The organism is Mesorhizobium sp. CNPSo 4684 (assembly GCF_057784315.1).
Window position 1 is genome coordinate 29,274 of the sequence record NZ_JBWLUX010000033.1, and the last position, 23,008, is coordinate 52,281.

The window sequence follows — 23,008 nt, forward strand, 5'->3', positions numbered from 1 at the left end:
GGCAGAGTTGGCTGTCAAACCGGCCTTCGGATGCGATCAACCCTGTTTTTATTGCACGATCCTTGCCGAAGAGTCCGCAACTTTTTTGCTGCGTCGACTTCCGATTTTGGATTCATGCGGGGCGTGAAAAGAAGGGGCCATCGGCCCCTTCCTGGGGTCGGTCCTATCACGCCTGGTCAAGCCATACCTTGCCCAAATCGTGCTCGAAGCTCGGATGCATGTAGTACCCCTTCACCGCAGCCGTCGAGTGACAATACAGATTGCGCCAGAAGGGCTGGATGATGATGCCGGAATCCTGCAGGATCTGCTCGATATCCTTCATCATCTCCTTGCGTTTGGCGGGGTCGATAACGCCAAGTGCGGCGTTGAGTTTGGCGTCCCATTCCGGATTCGACCAGGCAGTCTCGTTCCAGGCCTCACCGCTGCGGTAGCCGATCGCCAGAACCTGGACGCCGAGCGGCCGCATGTTCCAGTTGGTCATCGACAGCGGATATTTGGTCCAGTCGTTCCAGAACGTCGAGCCCGGCAGCACCGTGCGCTTCACCTTGATGCCCGCGTCGCGCAGCTGCGCGGCGATGGCGTCACCGGAATTCTTGTGCCAATCCTCGTCAACCGTGATCAGCTCATGTTCGAAATCGGCCTGGCCGGCTTCGGCCATCAAAGCCTTGGCCTTGGCGGGATCGCGTGCAACCTTCGCAAGCTCGTAGTACTCTGGATGGATCGGGCAGACGTGATGGTTTTCAGCCACCTTGCCGGCGTTGCCGATCCCGAGCTGGAGGACGACATTGTTGTCGACGCCGAGCTGCAGTGCGTGGCGCACCTTCTGGTCGTCATACGGCTTGTTGTTAACATTGGTGCGGCAGACGATCGTCGTGGCCGTGACGACTTCAGATTTGACCAGATCCAGACCGTCCATGATCGCCACATAGTCCGCAGTGGTCTCGTAGTTGCAATGGACTTCGCCCGCCTCGAAGGCGCTGACTGTTGCGGCCGGATCGGTGCCATAGTCGATGAACTCAATGCCGTCGAGAGGAACCTCGCCATCCCACCACTTGTTGTCCTCGCGGCGCTTGTAGACCACCTTCTGGCCGACATCGTAGGAGACCAGCTCGAACGGACCGGTGCCGATCGGGCAGGCCTTGAAATCGCCGCCCTTTTCGTCGAACGTCTTGTGGACAAGGAGGCTGGGATAGTCGCATACGTTCGGGATCAGCGCGATGTCGGACTTGCCGAGCTTCAACTTGATCGTGTGATCGTCGACCTTGGTCACGGCGCTTTCATCCAGCTTGTCGTCCTTGACCAGAGTGCCGAGACGGCCGGGCATGGAATTGCCCTCGGCCTTCTTGTCGGCCCAGCGCTTCAAGTTGAAGATGACGTCATCAGCGGTAAACGCGTCACCGTTCGACCAGGTCACGCCCTTGCGCACATGCAGCGTGTATTCGGTGGCGTCGTCGTTGACGTCCCAACTCTCCAGCAAATAGGGGCGGAAGGTATATTCGGCTGTATATTTGACCAGGGGTTCTAGTGCTTGGCGCTCGGCATTGGCGATCTCCGACCAGTCGGCCTTGCGCGGATCCTTGGGATCCTTGATCCACATGGCAACCTTCAGGACGCCGCCTTTCTTCGGGGCGTCTTCGGCTCGCGCCTCTGTCGGCGCTGCCAGGCCGAGCATTCCATAGGCCATCGCCGTCGACGCACCGAAGACGCTGGCCATGGCGAGGAATTCGCGGCGATCGACCTTGCCTGCCTTGGCTTCTTCGGCCATGGCCAGGATGTGATCCGGAACGCGATCGCCATTACTCTTATAAATTGTCATGACTTAACTCCCATTGTTGGCTTTCCGCCTTTTAACATTCCGCATCCAGGCCGCGATGTCAAAGACGGCATGGATCGGGAACATGTTAGCGAATGTGCAACTTTGATAAGGGAGCGGTTCGCGTGATAACGACAGTCTTGGCGCAAATTTGCTACTGCCCAACGGATTCCTCAGGAATCTCGTTTCGTCGATTAAATTGAAACATTTACTGAGGCCCCACCAGTGCCAGGCTCAAACCGCCTGTGAGGCCAAATCCGGCCGAACGATCAATATTCCTTCTCGTAGAAAATGCCGCCCTTGGCCTCGCCGCCGTCGTTGGCCTCGCCGCGCAGCTTGACGCCGCGCCCGACATTGAGGTCGATCGTCGCCTTGCCCGATCCCGGCTTGTCGCCCTTCTGGATCGTCACATAGGTGCGGTCGTTGAGGTATTTGCCCGCCGACACGGCTGTGCCGCCCTGATCGTCGGTGGTCACATCCAGATCGTCGACGCCGATTGCGCTGCGCAAATTTTCAAGCAGCGAGGTCGAGCCGCCGACACCGGCGAGTTGCCCGGCGGCCTCGGCCAACTGGGCGATCTGCAGCGGCGACAGGTTCGACATCGAGCGGCCGAAGATCAATTGCGCCAGCACCTCATCCTCGGGCAGTGCCGGCACCGAGGAGAAGGTGAATTTCGGATTGGTCGCCTCGCCCGACACCACGATGGTGACGGTGGCGCTGGGCGTGGTCGATGTCGCGGTCAAATTGAGGTAGGGCACCAGCGAGCCGGAAAAGCCGACCGTGCCTTCGGTGAAGGTCAGCCGCTTGCCGAGGATCGACAGCCGCCCGCGCTGCAAGGTGAATGTGCCGACCGCTTGCGGCGACGCCGCCGGGCCGGTCAGCCTCAGCGAACCGCCGAGCTCGGCGTCGACGCCCCTGCCCTGGATGAAGATCTGGTTCGGCGCGTTGACGGTGACGTCGAGGACAAGCCCGCTACCGCCCCCGCCGCTGGCAGTGGCCGGGCGCAAGGCCTTGTCCTGCGCCCGCACGCTGGCGGGCGCGTTCTTGTGCTTGACACCGAGTGCCGTCAGCGAGCCCGGCAGTTTCTCCGGAACGGTGATGACGGTCTTGGCGAGGTTGACGGCGCCCGAAATCACCGGCGCCGAGGTGAGCGGCCCCTTGATGGTGAGGTCGCCGCCGAGATTGGCGGTCACCACCCGCCCGTCGGTGTAGCGGCCGTCGACCAGCTTGATCGACAGGTCGGCCGGAAAACCTTGCGCCGGATTGATGCCGACCGTGCCGGACGCCGACAGGCTGCCGCGCGTCGACAGCGTGCCGGTCAGGCGATTGATCCGGGCCACACCATTGCCGATCGAAACGTCGGCGGCGATGTCGTTGACGGCAAGGCCCGAGCGCGCGTCGACCAGACGGGCGCCGGACGTGCTGACCGTGCCGCCGATTACGGGCGACGTCGCCGGGCCGCGCACCTGGACATTGACGTTGGCCGTGCCGCTCAGCGACAGGCCTTGCGCGGCAAGCTTGGCGGCAAGGAAGGAAAACGGCACCTTGCCGTTGAAGTCGAGCACCAGCGCCGGCGTTCCCGCTGTGGTGACGCTGCCGCCACCCTTGAGGCCAAGCCCGGCGCCGTCGCTGATGTCGGCGTTGAAGGTGAGCTTCTTGCTGGCGAACGTTCCCGACGAAGAGATGTTCATGCCGCCAAGGCCGACACTGCGCGTCTGCGACGTCTGTACCCCGCCGGCGTCGATGTCGAAGGCAACGGCCGGATTGGCCGGCGCGCCCGTCACCTTCACGGTCCCGGAGATCGACCCGGCGGCATCGAGGCCGGGCGAGAAACTGTTGGCGAGCGAGGCCGGCACCTTCGAGAGCGCGGCATTGATGTCGAGCGCCTGCCCGACCTTGCCGGTCACCGTCGCCGTGCCGCCGCCGAGATTGAGCACCAGCCTGTCCAGCGTCGTCGTGCCATTGGCGATGCTGACGGTCGAGGCCTGCGCGATGGCGGCCTTGATGCCCTGCACCGTGGCCTGCCCCGAAGCGAGTTCGATGGTTATGATGCCGCCAGCGACCTTCACCCGGCCCGCGGCTTTCGCCGGGATACCCTTGACGGTAGCGCCGCCGGAAAAGCCGGTCCAGTCGCCGTCGCGCTTGAGGTCGACATCGATACCGCTGATAGCGGTGCCGCCGGAGATGACGCTGTCGGCGCGGATTTTGCCGGAGATGACCGGCACGGCAAGATAGTTGGCGACCAGCGCATCGATCGACACCGTTTTTGCTTGCAGGTCGCCGCGGGTGATCGACGCGGTCGAAGCCTTGACGGCAACGTTGGCGCCGTCGTTGCTCTTGGTGAAGGCTATGGTGCCGCGCACGTCGCCTTCGGCCTTTTCCAGCGCCAGCGCTGCCAGCGGTCCGATATCGGGCAGGTCGAGCGCGATGGTGCCGACCGGGACAAAGGCCTCGTCGAGCGCGAGATCGCCGGAAATCCTGTTCTTGCCGAGCGACAACAGCAGGCCATTGATGGCGCTCTTGCCGTCGGCTGTCGCCAGCACCGCGCTGCCTTGCAGCGCCTGTCCGGCGACATTGCCGGTCAGTTGCACATTGGCCGCCGGATTGGCGGCATCGGCCTTGCCGGTGGCGGTCAGCTTCAGCCCGGTGATTTCACGCTCCGCCACCAGCAGCCGGTCGCTGTTGACCGTCAGCGACAGGTCCGGCGCCATGACAGGCCCTTGCGCGTTGAGCGCAAAGCCAACCGCGCCCGTGGCATCCTTCGACAGCAGCGAGATGTCCGATAGAGCGCCCTTGATGTCGGCGCTGAGCTTGTTGTCGGCGAGGCTGGCCTGGCCGTCGGCGGTCAGCGCGCCCGATACCAGCTTGACCGGACTGGCGCTGACATTGCCTTGCGTATCGCGCTTGAGTGTAGCGCTGAGCTGCGTCCGCTCGGCCAGCACGCCCCGCGCCGCTGCCGGCAATGCCGCCGACAGAGCGTCAGCCTTGAGGTTGAGGTCGATGGCGCCGTCGGCCAGCGAGACGCGGCCATTGAAGGCGCTTTCCAGCGCTGCGCCCTGCACCGAACCGCTGTCAATGGTGATGGTATCCGCCGCCAGGCTGCCGGTAACCTTGGCGGTGATCTTGCCGGCAATCAGCGGTGCGATGGTCGGATTGTCCAGACCGATCTTTTCCGCCGTCACCGTGCCCGAGATCGGACCGGTTCGGCTTTTCACATCGAACGCATCGGAATGCAGCGCCAGCGCGATGCCTTCGACCTTGGTGAAATTCGTCGCCACCGACGGCAACACCGCCGAGATGTCGAGCTTGGCTTGGGCAGCCTGCCCCGCCGCCTTCACCGACAGCGCCTGCAGTTCGAGCTTGATCGGGCTCTCAGTGCTGCCAAGCGCCAGCGGCAGGCTTGGACCGGACGAAGTCAGGTCGAGCGTAAAATCGCTGGCGCCGTTCGGGTTGATGGTCCCGGCTGCCTTCCCGGAGATTTTCTCGCCCGACAGCGTTGCCTGATCCAGTACGAGGCCACCTGCCGTGGAATAACTGCCGGCCGCATCGAGATCGAGCGGCCCGAGCCCGGCCTGGCGGGTCTGGTTGGTCTCGGCACCAGCCAGCCTTGCATTAAAACGGATGTCCGGATTGGCCGACGCCCCGGTGATTTGCGCCGTGCTGTCCAGTGTGCCCGCGGCGTCGAGGCCAGGCGAAAAATCATTGGCGAGGGCTGCCGGCAAGGCGGAGAAAGTTGCCGCCAGATCGAGCGTCCGGCCTGCCGTGCCCGACAGCGTCACCGAGCCGCCGCCGAGATCGACCACCAGCCTTTGAATGTTGGTGATGCCATCGGCGATCGTCAGGCTCGACGGCTCGGTGACCGCCGCCTTGATGCCGCGCACCGTCGCCTCGCCGGATGCGATCTCGACGCTGGTCGTGCCGCCGGCGATCTTCGCCCGCCCGGCAGCCGTCGCCGGGATGCCTGATATGGTCGCGCCGCCGGTAAAATTGGTCCAGTCGCCGTCGCGCTTCAAGTCAACGCCGATGCCGCTGACGACGGTCGTTCCCGAGGTCACGCTGTCGGCCTTGATCGTGCCGGAGATCGCCGGGCTGTCGAGATAGTTGGCGATGAGCGCGCTGACGGTGATCGCCTTGGCCGCCACATCGCCGCGCGCAACCGACACGCTGGCCGCATTGATGGTGACGGTGGGCGCCTCGCCGTCCTTGGCGAAAACGACGGTGCCGCCGATGTCGCCGGCCACCGTCTGCCCGGCCAGCGACGCCAGCGGCGCGATGTCGGGCGCGGCGATCGTCAGCGTGCCCAGCGGCAGGAAATGATCGTCCAGCGCGAGATCGCCAGACACCTTGTTGTCGCCCAGCGCCACGCTGAGCCCGTTGATGGAGCGCTTGCCTTCGCTGGTCACCAGCGCCGCCTTGACGGCGAGCGGCTGCTCATCGACCGAGCCGGTCAAGGAGACTTGCGCCGCCGGGCTTGCGATGTCCGCCTTGCCCGAGGCGGTCAGCTTGATATCTTTGACCGTCCGGCCCGACGCCGTCAGGCTGGCGCTGTCGGCCGAAACGCTGAAATCCGGTGCATTGCGCGCGCCGCTAGCCGTCAGCGCGAAATCGACGCCGCCGGCGACCGGCACGCCGACCAGCGGCGACAACACCGAGACGTCGCCGAGCTTGCCCTTGATGTCGGCCTGGATGTCGCTGCCTTGCGCGCTGGCGGTACCGCTGGCGCTGAGCGAACCGGAGCTCAGCTCGATCGAATTGGCGGCGAAGGACCCCTGCGGATCGCGGGTGGCCGTCGCCGCGAACTTGACCCGTTCGCCAAGCAGCGAACTGATCTGCGGCGGCAATGCCGTCGACACCGCATCGGCATTCATCTTCAGCGTCACGGCGAGGTCGGCCAGCGTTACTTTGGCCGTCAGCCCGGCATTGAGCGCATCGCTGCGCAGCGTGCCTTCATCGAGCGAAATCTCGTCCTTGCTGATCGTACCGGCCAGAGAGGCCGTCAGCTTGCCGGTGATCAGCGGCGCCAGCGTCGCCACGTCGGTCTTCAGCCCGGCCGCCGCCAGCGACACGCTGACCGGGCCACTGCGGTTCTCGATGTCGAAGCCATCGGAATGGATCCGCGCATCGAGATTGTTCACCTGGGAGCCGCCCGCCACCACCGAGACGAGTGAAGCGCCGGCATCGATCATCGGCGCCTTGCCGTCGCCGAACGCGCGCGCCGTGACATTGTTTACGGCCACCATGATCGGCTGTGCCGGGGTGCCGACATTGACCGTGACAGGCTCGCCCTTGGAAGCGAGTTCGACCGAAAGGTCGCTGGCGCCCTTCGGGTCGACCATGCCTGAGGCGGTGCCGTGGACAGCGCCGCTCTCGATCGTGGCGCGCTCGATGTCGACGCCGCCGGCCGCGGTCGCGGTGCCGGCGAGGTCGAAACTGGTCTTGCCGGCAAACAGCGATCTGAACTGTTCCGGCAGAAAACCTTCGAACGAACCGTCGCCCTTGGCCTCGATCCGGTTGCCCTTGTCGGTCAGCTGATGACGGCCGGTAAGCTGGGTGACGATCTGGCCGTCGACCATGAAAGTGCCGACGCCGCTCCAGTTGGCCAGCGGCCCGGTGCCGGAGACAACGATGTTGACCGGCGGCGCGCCCGGCAGCTTGAGCAGATTGGCAATGATGCCGCCGGCCGGTTCGGATGCCTTGAGATCGAGGTCGAGCTTGTTGTCGGCGGGCGCGAAATGGATGTTGGCGTCGACATTGCCCTGCTTACCGTCATGGCGGGTGACATTGAGCACAGTCTCAACCGCAAGCGGCGATGCATCGACCTTGGCCGATCCCTTGGCGGCGAGTTCGGCAATACCGCTGCCGGCAAGTTGCTGGCCAAGCGCGATCTGCGGAAGATCGATCTGCCTGATATCGAGCGAAACCGGCAGGCCGGTCGATCCGCTCTTGGCAGGCTCCGTGCTCGCAACCGGCAGCCGCGCCAGTTCGATGCGCTCGGCCGCGATATGGTCGGCGCTGAAATTCTTCGACAGCAGCGCCAGCGGCGACCAGTCGACGGCCACCTTGCGCGCCACCAGCCATGCGCCCTCTCGGTCTTCCAGCACGACGTGGTCCACCGTCAGCGCGCCCGACCAGATGCCGTCAATGCCGCTGACGGTGACCTTGCTGTCCCCTGATGAGGCAATGTTCGAGATGATACCGGCGAGGTTTTCGCGGCCACGCTCGGTCTTGGTCAGCACGACCAGCGCGCCGACGGCCGCCGCCAGCACGATCAGCAGCGTGTAGAAAAAGAGGCGAAGGATGCGTCTCAAAATCTTCATCGTCAGAAAGCCTGTCCGATGCCGGCATAGATGCCGAAACGCGGATCGCCACGGTCGCGGTTGAGCGGCAGGGCGGCGTCGATGCGCAGCGGCCCGAACGGCGTTATATAGCGCAGGCCGACGCCGGCGCCGACCTTCATGTCGGAAAAGTCCGGCGTCGATTTGGTCGAGACGGTGCCGGCGTCGATGAACGGCACCATGCCGATCGTGTCGGTGAGCGCAATACGCATCTCGACCGATGTCTCGAAGAAGGAAAGCCCGCCGATCGGCTGATTGTCGATGTCCTTGGGACCGATGCCCTGATAGGCATAGCCGCGCACCGAACCGCCGCCGCCGGAATAGAAGCGCCGGTCGGCCGGAACATGTTCGAGACTGGTGCCGACGATCGAACCCAGCGCGACGCGTTCGGCAAGCACGAACTTCGAAGCCGTGTCGAGCGACTGATAGGCCGACCCCTCGCCCTTCAGCTTGAGGAAGGCGGCGCCGCTCATAATGTCGTAGCTCGGCTCGGCATAGGCCAGCATCCTGAAGCCGCTGGTCGGGTTGAGGCGGTTGTCGCGGTTATCATAGACATATTGCAGCGGAATGCTGGCGATCAGGTATTTGTGCTTGCCGAACGTGTCGGTGACCCTGGAATAGTCGAGCGCGATTTCAGCCGAAACCGTCTGCTTCTTGTCGATGTCGTAGGACAGGCCGGTGCTGCCCTTGACCGAAAAATGGTCGTAGGCGTCGGGATGTTCGAGCACGGTCTTGACGCTGGCGATGAATTTTGAAGCTGGCCCGACCACCCCCGGCTTTTCGAACATGATGCCGGCATTGTAGTTGAGTTCGCTGAGATCGTTGCTGCCGATGCCGCTGATCTTGCCGTCGATGCGCAGCTTTTCGGCCCGGCCGAACAGGTTGCGATGGCCCCAATAGCCTTCGAGGCCGAGCCCCTCGGTGTTGGAGAACGTGCCGCCAACGCCAAAATAGCGTGGCTTGCGCTCGCTGACCTGGACGCCGATCGGGATGTTGCCGTCGGCGTCTAGCTGGTCTGCTTCCTTCAGCGTGACGCTGTTGAACACTTCCAGCCCGAGCAGTCGGTCGCGGGCATCGTCGATCTCGTCAGGAGAATATTGCCGACCGCGTTTCAGCCCGGTCATGTATTCGGTGAACTCGCGATCGACCTTCTCGGTTCCCTCGACAGTGGTGTCGCCATAGCCGGCTACTGGTCCGGCGGCTACCGTCAGCGTCACGTCGAGCGTCGAGGTGTTGTGATCGGCGACGATCTGCCGATCGGTGATCCGAGCCAGCGGCCGGCCCTCCTGCTTCAGCGCCCGCACAATCAGCGCTTCGGCCTTGAGCACGGCGCCCGAACCGGCGTCGCCGCCGGCGATCAGGCCGAAATCGGCGCTCGCAAGCCCGGCGGCATCACCTGCCAGCCGGATGTTGCCGAGCGTGAATTTAGGCCCGCTGGCGATGCTGATCACCACCGGAATCGGCTGCGGACCCGTAAATTCGGCATCCGGCGGCAAATCGTCGAGCGCCTTGCCCTGGATGGTGATGGTCACGACGCCTTCATAGCGGGCATCCGAATAAAGCGCCGCGACCAGCTGCTCGCGGTCGCTGCGCGCCTTGGCCAGGAGGCCGAGCGAACCGGAAACCGGGCGCTCCTCGTCGGCTTTCAGCGTCGAGGCGTTTTCGAGCTTCTTGACCAGGTCCTTGTCGGCATCTGGCGCCTCGATGCTGACGGAATAGCGCAGCGGGTCGACAATATCGGCGTCCTCGTTATCAGAAGAGCCCCACAATTTGATGCCGAAAATCTCGAAGGCCGCCGCCGACCCCGATTCGGCGGCGACCACGGTCGAGCACGCCAACGCCAGAATCAGCGCGCGCGAAAGCGCACGCCGTGGCGCGGTTCCTTTCGACATCTGCGCTTCACACGCCGGCATTAAGACAACCTAGGTTACAAAACTAAAATTGGAATGAAGTTTTGAAGCGCTCGTAAAGGGGCCACAATCCAATTGTCTGAAATAGGCAGGGCTTGGAATTCACACCTTCTGCGTTGCCGCAAGAAAGCGTGATCCCTTTCCCTATGGATGAACTATCGGCATACCGGCCATTTGCCGGTTTGGGAACCGTTGGCAGGCGGAAACCTGCCCGTCCTCGTGTTGACAAGCTTGACTGAAGCTTGAACAAGCCTTGGATGTCAGCAGTGTCTGGAGGGTGTTATGGCAATGCGCGCGGCTCGTGGTCTGTCTATCCTGATCCTTCTCTTTTTTGCTTGGGGAGCTGTCGCGCAAGCGGCCGAAGCCCGCCGCGTGGTGACCTCAAACAATTCCGACTATTTCGGTTTCGATCTCAGATCGGACCAGAATGTCAGCCTCGATCAGTGCAAGACCACATGCCTCGGCGACCCCGCCTGCCGCGCCTTTACCTACAACAACAAGGCCAAATGGTGCTTCCTCAAATCCGATTACAACCAGTTGAAACCCTTCAGCGGCGCTATCGCGGGCAAGGTCGTCAATGTCGATGGTGACCCCGATATCGGCGCCCCGCCGGAACTTGCCTTCTTTCCCAATTGGATGGCCGATCAGGCCCAGCAGTACCGCAACAAGGTGACCGATCCGGCCTATGACAAGCCGACCGAGGGTCTGGAAGCGCTCCGCGCCGCGGCCGAACAGGCGGCGCTGACCGGCGACCATGCCCAGGCCATGAACAAATACGAAGCTGCCGTTTCGGTCCTGCCCGATGACGCCCAGCTGTGGCTCGGCCTGGCCCGCGAAACGCTTGCCCAGCAGCCGGCTAATGGCAGCTCGGGAGCTTATAATTTGCCGGTCAAGGGTACGTCGGCAGCCTTCAACGCCTACAAATTGCTGCGCACCACCAAAACCCGCGCCGAGGTGCTGGCACTGATGGGTAACGGCCTCGACCGCCGCGATCTCTACCGTCCGGCCCTGCAGGCCTATGAGGCGAGCCTCGCGCTGGTCAGTTCGCCGGCGGTCAAGGCAGAATATGAGGATCTCAAGGCCCGCAAGGGCTTCCGCGTCATCGATCACTCCATCGATGCCGACACCAGCGCGCCGCGCATCTGCGCGCAGTTCTCCGAGGAGCTGGTCAAGACCGGCGTCGATTATGCCCAGTTCGTCACCGTCGACAACCAGCCGCCCAAGGGCGTCGAGGCCAAGGACAAGCAGATCTGCGTCGAAGGGCTGGAGCACGGCCAGCACTACGAAGTGACCTTCCGCGCCGGCCTGCCGGCGGCCATCGGCGAAGTCACCGCCGCCCCTGTCGTGCTGTCGATCTATGTTCAGGACCGCGCACCGTCCGCCCGCTTCACCGGCGACAGCTTCGTACTGCCGGCCGGCGCCCGCCGCGGCATCCCGGTCGTCACCGTCAACATGAACGCCGCGCAAATGAAGCTTTATCGCATCGGCGATCGTTCGCTGGCGCAGCTTCTGTCCGGCTACCAGTTCCTGAAGCAGCTCGACGGCTACGACATCTCGAGCATTTCCGACCAGATGGGCGAACCGGTCTGGCAGGGACAGCTCGACATCGCCAACGACCTCAACAAGGACGTCACGACCTCGTTCCCGGTCGACGAGGCCTTGCCGCAGCGCAAGCCCGGCGTCTACGTGCTGACCGCGCAGCCGGTCAACGACAATGGTGAAGACAGCTACAACTCGCTTGCCACACAGTGGTTCGTCGTCTCCGACATCGGCCTGTCGACCTATACCGGCCAGGATGGGCTCAACGTCTTTACCCGCTCGCTCGGCACCGCCAAGCCGATTGCCGGCGCCGAACTGACGCTGCTGGCCAGGAACAATGAAATCCTCGGCACTGCGACGTCGGACGCGGAAGGCCACGCCGTCTTCAACCCCGGCCTGACCCGCGGCGACGGCGGCATGGTGCCGGCCGTGCTGATGGCCAAGCAGGGCGACAACGACTTCGTCTTTCTCGACATGGGCCGCGCCGGCTTCGATCTTTCCGATCGCGGCGTCTCCGGACGTGCCGCACCTGGTGCGCTCGATGTCTATGCCTGGACCGAACGCGGCATCTACCGCGCCGGCGAGGACGTGCATGTCGCAGCCCTTGCCCGCGACGGCGCCTCCAAGGCGGTCGAGAACCTGCCGCTGACCTTCATCTTCACCCGTCCCGACGGCGTCGAAAACCGCCGCATTGTCGCCGACGGCGTCTCGGCCGGCGGCTATGCCGTCGACCTGCCGCTTGAAGCCAACGCCATGCGCGGCACCTGGATGGTGTCGGCCTACACCGATCCCAAGCAGGCCGCCGTCTCCAACCAGATGTTCCTGGTCGAAGACTTCGTGCCGGATCGCATCGAGTTCGACATGAAGTCCGACAAGCAGGAGATCGCACAGGGCGAAACCGCCAACATCGACATTGACGGCCGCTTCCTCTATGGCGCGCCGGCTGCCGGCCTCGCGCTCGAAGGCGAGCTGACGCTGTCGACGGCACGCGATTGGGACCGTTTCGCCGGCTATTCGTTTGGACTCGCCGACGAACAGTCGGCCGAGCCCTCGGTCACTCCGTTCACCGGTCTTCCCGTGGTGGGCGATGACGGCAAGGCGACCTTCCCGGTCACGGTCGATCAGTTGCCCGCCACGACCAAGCTGGTCGACGCCAAGGTCACGGTGCGCATGCGCGAAACCGGCGGCCGTGCCATCGAGCGCTCGCTCAATATCGGCATCCGCCCGCAGGGCCACATGATCGGCATCCGTCCGGATTTCGAGGACAATGAAGTGCCGCAGGGCGGCACCGCTAAATTCAGCCTGATTGCGGTCGATCCCGACGGCAAACGCGAAACGCTGAAAGGCGCGCAGTGGTCGCTGGTCAAGGTCGAACGCAATTACCAGTGGTACCGCAACAACAACTCCTGGAACTACGAGCCGGTGACCTTCACCAAGTCGATCGCCAATGGCCAGGTCGATCTCAACGCCGATGCCGAGGCGACCGTGACGATGCCGGTCGACTGGGGCCAGTACCGGCTCGAGATCGAGACCGCCGACCCCGAGGGCCCGGCGACCAGCTATGAGTTCGACGCCGGCTGGTATGTCTCCTCGACCTCCACCGAAACCCCCGACGGCCTCGAAATCGCCCTCGACAAGGACAGCTACGCCGCCGGCGAAGTGGCCAAGCTGAAAGTATCGCCGCATTTTGCCGGCGAACTGCTGGTCACGATCGGCGCCGACAAGCTGCTCAAGACCGTCACGGCAACCGTTCCGGCCGGCGGCAGCACCGTCGACATCCCGGTCGGCGACGACTGGGGCGCCGGCGCCTACATCACCGCAACCCTGTTCCGGCCGGGCGATGCGCAGGAGACGCGCATGCCGGCGCGCGCCATCGGCGTGAAATGGCTGACCGTCGATCCGGGCTCGAAGAAGCTCGCCGTCACCTTGACGCCGCCCGACAAGACCATGCCGCGCCAGCAGCTGTCGATCCCCGTTTCGGTGGCTGGCGTTGCACCGGGCAGCAATGCCTACGTCACGGTCGCGGCCGTCGATGTCGGCATTTTGAACCTCACCAACTACAAGGCGCCGGATCCGGAGGACTGGTATTTCGGCCAGCGCATGCTGGGCCTTGAAGTCAGAGACATCTATGGCCGTCTCATCGACGGCTCGCTCGGCACCACGGGCAAGCTCAGGACCGGCGGTGACGGCGCCGCCATGCAGACCCAAGGCAGCCCGCCGACTGAAAAGCTGGTCGCCTTCTTCTCCGGCGTCGTCCAGCTCGACGCCGACGGCAAGGCAAGGATCGACTTCGACATCCCGCAGTTCAACGGCACCGTGCGCGTCATGGCTGTCGCCTGGACCAAGGATGCGGTCGGCCATGCTTCGACCGACGTCATTGTCCGCGATCCGGTGGTGATCACCGCCGGCTTGCCGCGCTTCCTGGCGCCCGGCGATGCCGCTGTCATGCGGCTCGACGTCGCCGACACGGACGGCCCGGAGGGCGACTATGCGTTGTCGATCGCAACGACAGGCGACCTCTCGACCGGCGACAAGCCGCTGCCTGAAAAGCTGACGCTGGCCAAAGGCAAGCGCCAGACGCTGACCGTGCCGCTGATTGCACAGACGGCGGGCAATGCTTCGATTACCATCAAGCTCGCCCATGGCGACGGAACCGCCGTGGAACAGACGCTCTACGTCCCGGTGCGCCCGGCGCAATTGCCTGTCACCACCCGTCTGGTCGTCGACCTCAAGGGCAATGGCGGCTCGCTGCGCGTCGACAAGGAGCTGCTCGCGGCAAGCTTGCTCGACGGCGCCTCGGTCAGCGTCGGCGTTTCACAGGCCGCCGCCTTCGACGTGCCGTCGCTGCTGATGACGCTCGACCGCTACCCCTATGGTTGCGCCGAGCAGACCACCAGCCGCGCCATGCCGCTGCTCTACGTCAACGATCTGGCGTCCTCCATCGGCATGGCAAGCGACCCCGATCTGCACGACCGCATCCAGGCCGCCATCTACAAGGTGCTGAGCTACCAGGCTTCGGCCGGCAGCTTCGGCCTGTGGGGTCCGGGCTCTGGCGATCTGTGGCTCGATTCCTATGTCACCGACTTCCTGACCCGGGCGCGCGAGCAGAACTACGACGTGCCTGCCCTGGCGATGAGCCAGGCGTTGAGCAACCTGCAAAACTCGGTCGGCTACGACCAGGACGTCCAGGACCGCGGCAGCGAGATCGCCTACGCGCTCTACGTTCTGGCCCGCAACAAGAAGGCCTCGGTGGGCGATCTGCGCTACTACGCCGACACCAAGCTCGAAGCCTTTTCGAGCCCGATGGCCGTCGCCCAGCTGGCAGCGAGCCTGGCGCTCTACGGCGACGCGCAACGTTCGGAAGCGACCTTCCAGACGGCGCTGCAGCTGGCCAAGTCGACCACCGACTACGACTACTACCGGTCCGACTATGGCTCGCGGCTGCGTGACGGCGCCGCGATCCTGGCGCTCGCCGCCGAATCGAAGCCGGTGCCGACCATCATGCCGGAGTTGATCCGGCTGGTGGCAAGAGAACGCGCCGATGCCCGCTGGACCAGCACGCAAGACGAGTCCTGGATGCTTCTGGCGGCTCGTGCGCTGAAGTCGGGCAACGATTCGATCAAGCTGTCGGTCAACGGCGCGCCGCATGCCGGTGGATATTCCACACAGCTGAGCGGCAGCGATATCACCGACAGCCCGCTGACCATCGCCAACACCGGCACCACGCCGCTGCAGGCGGTTGTCACCACGGTCGCCTCGCCGGTCCAGCCTCTGCCGGCCGGCGGTGACGGCTTCACAATCGACCGCACCTACTACAAGCTCGATGGCACCGAGGCCAACGTCACCGAGGCGACGCAGAACGAACGCTACGTGGTCGTGCTCAAGATGTACGAGCAGAACCGCTGGCCGTCGCGCCTGCTGATCACCGACCTGTTGCCGGCCGGCTTCGAGATCGACAATCCGGGCCTTGTTTCCAGCGCCCAATTGTCGAACTTCACCTGGCTGGCGCAGACCGATGCCGCCCATCTCGAATTCCGCGACGACCGTTTCGTCGCGGCGTTCAACCCCAATGACGGCGACGGTGACCGCAACATCATGCTGGCCTATGTCGTGCGTGCGGTGACGCCGGGCACCTATGCCCATCCGGCAGCCACGGTGGAGGACATGTACCGGCCGCAATATTCGGCCCGCACCGCCACCGGAATGATGGAGATCAAGGCGCCGTAAGGCGCCTTGATAGACGTAGCGATGGCGCTGCCCCTCATCCGTCTGTCGGCACCTTCTCCCCGTATAGTGACGGGGAGAAGGGGACTATCGCGAATTTCGCTGCTTGTTCTGCCACGTTGGCAATTGGCGAAACCATCGGCAACAGCGTCTTTCTCCCCGTCTCTATACGGGGAGAAATGTCCGGCAGGACAATGAGGGGCGGCGCCATGTTCTCCAGGAAATTCGTTCGCCGCACAGCCATCATAGCAACTACTGTCGCCGGCCTTGCAGTCCTCTCCACCGCCACCCTTTGGCAACTCGACCGCGCCTTCCCGCCGCCGCTGCCCGAAAAGCTCACCGTCTCGACCGAGGTCCAGGATCGCGACGGCCAGCTGTTGCGCGCCTTCGCCACGCCGGACGGCTACTGGCGGCTCGACACGCACCTCGACCAGGTCGACAAGCAGTTCGTGGACATGCTGGTCACCTATGAAGACAAGCGCTTCTGGGACCATGACGGCGTCGACGTGCTGGCGCTGGCGCGCGCCGCCGGTCAGCTTGTCACCAACGGCCATATCGTCTCGGGCGGCTCGACGCTGTCGATGCAGCTTGCCCGCCTGATCGAGCCGCGCGAAAGCCGCAGCCTCGGCTCCAAGCTCAAGCAGATGCTGCGCGCCATCCAGATCGAGCGGCGGCTGTCCAAGCAAGAGATCCTGGAACGCTACCTGACCTTGGCGCCCTATGGCGGCAATCTCGAAGGCGTGCGCGCCGCGTCCCTCGCCTATTTCGGCAAGGAACCGAAACGGCTGACCGTCTCGGAAGCCGCCTTGCTGGTGGCGCTGCCGCAATTGCCGGAAAAGCGCCGGCCCGACCGCAATCTCGACATTGCGCACGCCGCCCGCGACCGCGTGCTGACCCGCATGGTTTCATCAGGCCTGCTTGGCGAGCGTGAGGCAGCGCGTGCAGCACTTGACGATGTCTCGGGCCTGCGCCGCAAACTGCCGGCGCTGGCGCCGCACGCTGCCTATGCCATGCTGCCCAAGGCCGTCCCCGGCAAGCCGCTGCAGCTGACGATCCGCAAAAGCGTCCAGCAAGGGCTGGAACAGGTGGCGCGCGATGCCGCCATCAAGCTCGGCCCTCGCCTGTCCGTCGCCATGGTGCTGGCCGATGCCCGCACCGGCGATATCCTCGGCGAAGTCGGCTCGGCCGACTTCTTCGACGCCAGCCGCTCCGGCTGGATCGACATGACCAAGATCGTGCGCTCGCCCGGCTCGACGCTGAAGCCGTTCATCTATGGCCTCGCCTTCGAGCAGGGGCTGGTGGCGCAGGAAATGCTGATCGAGGACAGCCCGGTCGATTTCGGCGGCTACCGGCCGAAGAATTTCGACATGGGCTACCAGGGCGATGTCTCGATCCGCCAGGCGCTGCAGCTGTCGCTCAACGTGCCGGCGATCCGTGTGCTTGATTCTGTCGGCCCGGCACGGCTGATGGCGCGCTTCCGCCAGGCCGGCGTCAGCCCGGTGCTGCCGGTCAACGAGGCGCCGGGCCTCGCCATCGGCCTCGGCGGCGTCGGCGTGACACTGCGCGATCTCGTCCAGCTCTATACCGGGCTCGCCAATGGCGGCAAGGCGAACACGCTGCATGACGGCACCGAGCCGGCCAACGCCGAACGCACCACCGCCACCATCCTCGACGCCCAGGCGAACTGGCAGATCACCGACATATTGTCCGGCGTGAAGCCGCCCGAGGGCGCCTTGCAGCGCGGCATTGCCTACAAGACCGGGACCTCCTACGGCTATCGCGATGCCTGGTCCGTCGGCTTCGACGGCCGCTACGTGCTGGGCGTCTGGGTCGGCCGCGCCGATGCCGGTGCGGTGCCCGGCCTCTCCGGCTATGTCTCGGCCGCCCCCATCCTGTTCGAGGGCTTCGTCCGTTCCGGCCTCGCCGCCGTACCGCTGCCCAGCCAGCCGGCCGGCGTCGTCAAGGCCAGGCGCGAAGATCTGCCGGTGACACTGGCGCGTTTCGGCGCCGGCGCCGACGGGCTGGTGCAGGCAGGTCCGACCGAGCCGGCGCCGACGATCATTTTTCCGCCCAACGGCGCCCGCGTCGATCTCGCCACCAATTCCGCCGATGCTTCGCCGCTGGTGCTGAAGCTGCAAGGCGGGCGCGCGCCGTTCCGCTGGCTCGCCAACGGCAAGCCGCTGGTCGGCATCGACCGCCGCCGTACCGCGACCTGGCTGCCCGACGGCGCCGGCTATTCGACGCTCACCGTCATTGACGCCGTGGGTCGCGCGGCGAGCGTGAAGGTGTTCGTTGAATAGACTCCGTCAGGCAATTCAAAGCATTGGACTTTGCGTCCTCATGCCTTTCGTCTTCGCTCTGCCCGCCTCCGCCGATCCCCTGCCCGCCGGCTTTGTCCGCCTTGCCGATGTCGATCCCACAATCCGCCAGGACATCCGCTATGCCGGCCTGGAAAACTTCCTGCATCGCAAGGCCGACGGCTATGACGCGCCGGTCTGCATCCTCACAAGACAGGCGGCGCAAGCGCTGTCCGGCGTGCAGAAAGCGCTCGCCACCGATGGCCTGACGCTGGTCGTCTTCGACTGCTACCGGCCGGCCCGCGCCGTCGCCGACATGGGCAAGTGGACCAGAGTAGGCGGGCCACCCGACCCGCAATGGTATCCCCAGGTCAAGCGCGGCGACCTCATCGCCAAGGGCTATATCGGCGAACTATCCACTCATTCACGCGGCTCGACCGTCGATGTCGCCATCGCCCGCGGCGACGGCAAGAGCACATCATTCGCCACTTGCGGTGCGACGGGAGCCGGGACCCTCGATTTCGGCACCAGCTTCGACTGCTTCGACCCGGCAAGCGAAACCGCCCATCGCCCGCTCGCAACGGAAGCGGCGGCAAACCGCAAAAAACTGCTCGATGCCATGCGTGCCGGCGGCTTCAAGAATTATGCGCGCGAGTGGTGGCACTACACGCTGGCGAACGAGCCGTTCCCTAAGCAGCGCTTCGATTTTCCCGTTACGGGGCAATAGAAGCCATCGCCCCCGAGGCGAACATCCGGTCATCTGGCCTTGTCTGAACAGGCCCAGTCTCTAGATAGCGTCGGACCGCCGGAGTCGGCTCAGGCTAAATGTGAGGAAAATGTTTCCCCATACCGCACTAGATCGGCGAAAAATTGCTTCAGAGGGGCAAAAAAGGCAACGTTGAATGCATCTAATTTCTATCAATTCGATAGAGTTCAGCCGTCATCAACGGAGGCGGAAATGACCAACCCTCATTTCAGGAAACTGCTCGGCGCACTGGTCGCCACATCGATCCAGTTCGGCACGCTCGGTTTCGCGTTTGCCGATACCACCATTCTCAACGTGTCCTACGACCCGACACGCGAACTCTACAAAGCCTATGACGAGGCCTTCGCCGCGCACTGGAAGGCGGAGACCGGCGAGACGGTCACCATTCAGCAATCGCATGGTGGTTCGGGCGCCCAGGCCCGCGCGGTGATCGACGGCCTCGATGCCGATGTGGTGACGTTGGCGCTCGAAAGCGACATCAACGCCATCGTCACCAAGTCGAAGAAGATCAATCCCGACTGGCGCACCAAGTTCGAGAACAACTCGGCTCCGTACACCTCGACCATCATCTTCCTGGTCCGCAAGGGCAATCCGAAGGGCATTCATGACTGGAGCGATCTGGTCAAGGACGGCGTCCAGGTGATCACGCCCAATCCGAAAACGTCGGGCGGCGCGCGCTGGAACTACCTCGCCGCCTGGGCCTACGCCAACGCCAATGATGGCGGCGACGAAGCCAAGACCAAGGAATTCGTCGGCAAGCTCTACGCCAATGCTCCGGTGCTCGACACCGGCGCGCGTGGCTCCACCGTCACCTTCGCGCAAAAGGGTCTCGGCGACGTGCTGATCGGCTGGGAAAACGACGCCTATCTGGCACTCAATGAATTCGGCGCCGACAATTTCGAGATCGTCTACCCCCCGACCTCGATCCTGGCCGAGCCGCCGGTGGCGATCGTCGACGCCAATGTCGATGCCAAGGGCACCCGCAAAGTGGCCGAAGCCTACCTCGGCTGGCTCTATTCCAAGGAAGCCCAGACCATCATCGCCAAGAACCACTATCGTCCGGCCAAGCCCGAGCTGGTGGATCCGGCTGACATTCCGAAAACGCCGGAAATCAAGCTGATCTCCATCGACGATCCGCTTTTCGGCGGCTGGAAGAAAGCGCAGCCTTATCATTTCGGCGATGGTGGTATATTCGACCAGATCTACAAGCCGGCCCAATGAGCTAAGACCCGCAAGCTAAGATCAGGACGACATGACCACAGCACCCGCCAAGGCGGGGTGGCGATTCAGGCAGCCGAGCGTCATTCCGGGTTTCGGATTGACGCTCGGCTTCTCGCTTGCCTACCTCACGCTCATCATCCTCATCCCCTTGTCGGGGCTCGTCTGGCGTTCGGCAGCCCTTGGCTGGGCCGATTTCTGGGCGATCGCCACCGACCGGCGCACCCTCAACGCCCTTGAGATCAGCTTTGGCACCGCCTTCATCGCGGCTGCCGTAAACGTCGTCTTCGGCACGCTCGTTGCCTGGGTGCTGGTGCGCTACCGCTTTCCCGGCCGCCGCATCGTCGATGCCATGGTCGACCTGCCCTTCGCGCTGCCCACGGCGGTCGCCGGCATCGCGCTGACCACGCTCTATGCGCCCAATGGCTGGATCGGCCATCTGCTGGCGCCGCTTGGCATCAAGGTCGCCTATACGCCGCTCGGCATCGTCGTGGCGCTAGTCTTCATCGGCCTGCCCTTCGTCGTGCGCACGGTGCAGCCGATCATGGAGGAGATCGACAAGGAAGTGGAAGAGGCAGCCGCCACGCTTGGCGCCAACCGCTTCCAGATCATCACCCGCATCCTGTTTCCGGGACTGGCGCCGGCCATCGTCACCGGCTTCTCGCTGGCCTTCGCACGCGGCGTCGGCGAATACGGCTCGGTCATCTTCATCGCCGGCAACCTGCCCTACAAGTCGGAGATCGCGCCGCTTCTGATCGTCATCCGGCTGGAGGAATACAACTATCCGGCAGCGACCGCGATCGCGGCGATCATGCTTTTGCTGTCGTTCCTGATGCTTCTGGTCATCAACCTCGTCCAGTCGTGGAGCCGCAAGCGCTATGGCTGATCCCGAGATCAAATCCTACGGGCCGCACCACGAAAGCCAGTCGGCCGCGGTTACCGAAAGTCGACCGGTGCGGCTGCTCCTGATGGTCGTGGCCTTCGCCTTCCTCGCCATCTTCCTGCTCTTGCCGCTGATCATCGTCTTCCACGAAGCGCTGGCCAAAGGCCTCAGTGCCTACACGGAGGCACTCTCCAACCCCGACACACGCTCGGCAATCCGGCTGACGCTGCTGGTGGCGGCCATTGCCGTGCCGCTCAACGTCGTCTTCGGGATTTCGGCTGCCTGGGCGATCGCCAAGTTCGAGTTCAAGGGGAAGGCGTTTCTGACCACGCTGATCGACCTGCCCTTCTCGGTCTCGCCGGTCATTTCCGGCTTGGTCTATGTGCTTTTGTTTGGCGCACAGGGCCTGCTCGGCGGCTGGCTGAAGGAGCACGGCATCCAGATCCTGTTTGCCGTGCCCGGCATCGTGCTCGCCACCGTCTTCGTCACCTTCCCCTTCGTCGCCCGCGAACTGATCCCGCTGATGCAGGAACAGGGCAATGGCGATGAGGAGGCAGCCCTTTCGCTCGGCGCCAATGGCTGGCAGACCTTCTGGTACGTGACACTGCCCAACGTCAAATGGGGATTGCTCTACGGCGTGCTTTTGTGCAACGCCCGCGCCATGGGCGAATTCGGCGCGGTTTCCGTCGTGTCCGGCCACATACGCGGGCTGACCAACACGATGCCGCTGCATGTCGAAATCCTCTACAACGAGTACAACGCCGTTGGCGCTTTTGCCGTCGCTTCGCTGCTTGCCGGCCTGGCTCTGGTGACGCTGGTCTTGAAAACACTTCTCGAGATGCGCTACGGCGCCGAGATCGCCGCGACGCGCGGGCATTAGAGGGTTCTGTCGATGGAAGTTCGCGTTGCCAACGTGCGCAAGGAGTTTGAGCGGTTTCCGGCCCTCCATGACGTATCGCTTGACATCAAGTCGGGTGAGTTGATCGCCCTGCTGGGGCCGTCTGGCTCCGGCAAGACGACGCTGCTCAGGTTGATCGCCGGGCTGGAGCGGCCGACGCTCGGCAAGATCTTCTTCGGCGACGAGGATGCCTCGCACCGGTCGATCCAGGAGCGCAATGTCGGCTTCGTCTTCCAGCACTACGCGCTGTTCCGGCACATGACGGTCGCCGATAATATCGGCTTCGGCCTGAAGGTCCGACATGGACCGTCGCGGCCGCCGGCGGCCGAAATCCGCCGCCGCGCCTCGGAGCTGCTCGACCTCGTCCAGCTTTCCGGCTTGGAAAAGCGCTACCCGGCGCAGCTTTCGGGCGGTCAGCGGCAGCGCGTGGCGCTGGCGCGCGCCATGGCGATCGAGCCCAAGGTGCTTCTGCTCGATGAGCCGTTCGGCGCGCTCGACGCGCAGGTGCGGCGGGAACTCCGCCGCTGGCTGCGCGAGATTCATGATCGAACCGGCCACACCACCGTCTTCGTCACCCACGACCAGGAAGAGGCGTTGGAGCTTGCCGACCGCGTCGTGGTGATGAGCCAGGGCCGCATCGAGCAGGTCGGCTCGGCCGATGAGATTTACGACACGCCGAACTCGCCCTTCGTCTACTCCTTCATTGGTGAATCGAGCTCGCTTCCGGTCAAGGTCGAAAATGGCGAGATCTGGCTAGCCGACCGTCCGATCGGCGTGTCGGCCCCGCTTGCGCCCGAGGGCGATGCGACGTTGTACTTCCGTCCGCACGATATCGAACTGCTCGACGGCTGCAGCGGCTGTATCGCCGGCACCGTCGCGGCCAGCCGTCGCGTCGCCGGCACCAGGCGCGTTGAACTCGAAATCGGCGGCGAGCGCCAGCGCGTCGAGATCGAGCTGCCCGTCGACCATCCCGCGGCGCAGAAGAGCCGGGTGGCGTTCAGGCCACGGCGCTGGAAATTGTTCCCGGCGACATAGACGTCATCCGTCAACAGGCCGAAGCGATTCACTTTGGAAAGAAATCCTACCAACCGGCTGTTTCGCCAATACTATTTCTCACCACTGGAC

At 64.2% G+C, this 23,008-nt stretch carries 10 protein-coding genes; 7 read left to right on the plus strand and 3 right to left on the minus strand.

Features of this window, described 5'->3' with window-relative positions; translation table 11 throughout:
• Nucleotides 1–166 precede the first annotated feature (166 nt).
• The 3 genes from AC04SG_RS26125 to AC04SG_RS26135 all read right to left on the minus strand — a co-directional run bounded on the left by AC04SG_RS26125 (nucleotide 167) and on the right by AC04SG_RS26135 (nucleotide 10,061).
• On the minus strand, nucleotides 167–1,816 hold the full coding sequence (locus AC04SG_RS26125) for an ABC transporter substrate-binding protein (RefSeq protein ID WP_192258524.1): 1,650 nt from the start codon (nucleotides 1,814–1,816) through the stop codon (nucleotides 167–169).
• A 266-nt stretch (nucleotides 1,817–2,082) separates the two neighbouring features.
• The gene (locus AC04SG_RS26130; protein ID WP_488553391.1) at nucleotides 2,083–8,130 is read right to left on the minus strand and encodes a translocation/assembly module TamB domain-containing protein; all 6,048 of its coding nucleotides are present in this window, start codon (nucleotides 8,128–8,130) and stop codon (nucleotides 2,083–2,085) included.
• Between the two features lie 2 nt (nucleotides 8,131–8,132).
• Entirely contained in the window at nucleotides 8,133–10,061 is a 1,929-nt protein-coding gene (locus AC04SG_RS26135; protein ID WP_488553392.1) for an autotransporter assembly complex protein TamA, read from the minus strand.
• 279 nt (nucleotides 10,062–10,340) lie between these two features.
• Here AC04SG_RS26135 and AC04SG_RS26140 point away from each other — a divergent pair, with 279 nt between their 5' ends.
• The 7 genes from AC04SG_RS26140 to AC04SG_RS26170 all read left to right on the plus strand — a co-directional run bounded on the left by AC04SG_RS26140 (nucleotide 10,341) and on the right by AC04SG_RS26170 (nucleotide 22,918).
• Nucleotides 10,341–15,824: an alpha-2-macroglobulin family protein gene (locus AC04SG_RS26140; RefSeq protein ID WP_488553393.1), complete on the plus strand. Its 5,484-nt coding sequence runs from the start codon at nucleotides 10,341–10,343 to the stop codon at nucleotides 15,822–15,824.
• A gap of 206 nt (nucleotides 15,825–16,030) precedes the next feature.
• Nucleotides 16,031–18,121, plus strand: a complete 2,091-nt coding sequence (pbpC, locus tag AC04SG_RS26145; RefSeq protein WP_488553394.1) for a penicillin-binding protein 1C — start codon at nucleotides 16,031–16,033, stop codon at nucleotides 18,119–18,121.
• 40 nt (nucleotides 18,122–18,161) lie between these two features.
• Nucleotides 18,162–18,845 (plus strand): M15 family metallopeptidase, encoded by a 684-nt coding sequence (locus AC04SG_RS26150; protein WP_488553395.1) that lies wholly within the window; start codon nucleotides 18,162–18,164, stop codon nucleotides 18,843–18,845.
• Between the two features lie 231 nt (nucleotides 18,846–19,076).
• A complete protein-coding gene (locus AC04SG_RS26155) occupies nucleotides 19,077–20,105 on the plus strand; it encodes a sulfate ABC transporter substrate-binding protein (RefSeq protein WP_488553396.1) in 1,029 nt (342 codons plus the stop codon).
• A 31-nt stretch (nucleotides 20,106–20,136) separates the two neighbouring features.
• Nucleotides 20,137–20,988 carry a sulfate ABC transporter permease subunit CysT gene (gene cysT / locus AC04SG_RS26160; RefSeq protein ID WP_488553397.1) on the plus strand — a complete coding sequence of 284 codons (852 nt, stop codon included), beginning with the start codon at nucleotides 20,137–20,139 and terminating at the stop codon, nucleotides 20,986–20,988.
• The gene (gene cysW / locus AC04SG_RS26165) at nucleotides 20,981–21,865 is read left to right on the plus strand and encodes a sulfate ABC transporter permease subunit CysW (protein WP_488553398.1); all 885 of its coding nucleotides are present in this window, start codon (nucleotides 20,981–20,983) and stop codon (nucleotides 21,863–21,865) included. The genes cysT and cysW overlap by 8 nt, the downstream gene beginning before the upstream one ends.
• A gap of 12 nt (nucleotides 21,866–21,877) precedes the next feature.
• The gene (locus AC04SG_RS26170) at nucleotides 21,878–22,918 is read left to right on the plus strand and encodes a sulfate/molybdate ABC transporter ATP-binding protein (protein ID WP_488553399.1); all 1,041 of its coding nucleotides are present in this window, start codon (nucleotides 21,878–21,880) and stop codon (nucleotides 22,916–22,918) included.
• Nucleotides 22,919–23,008 lie beyond the last annotated feature (90 nt).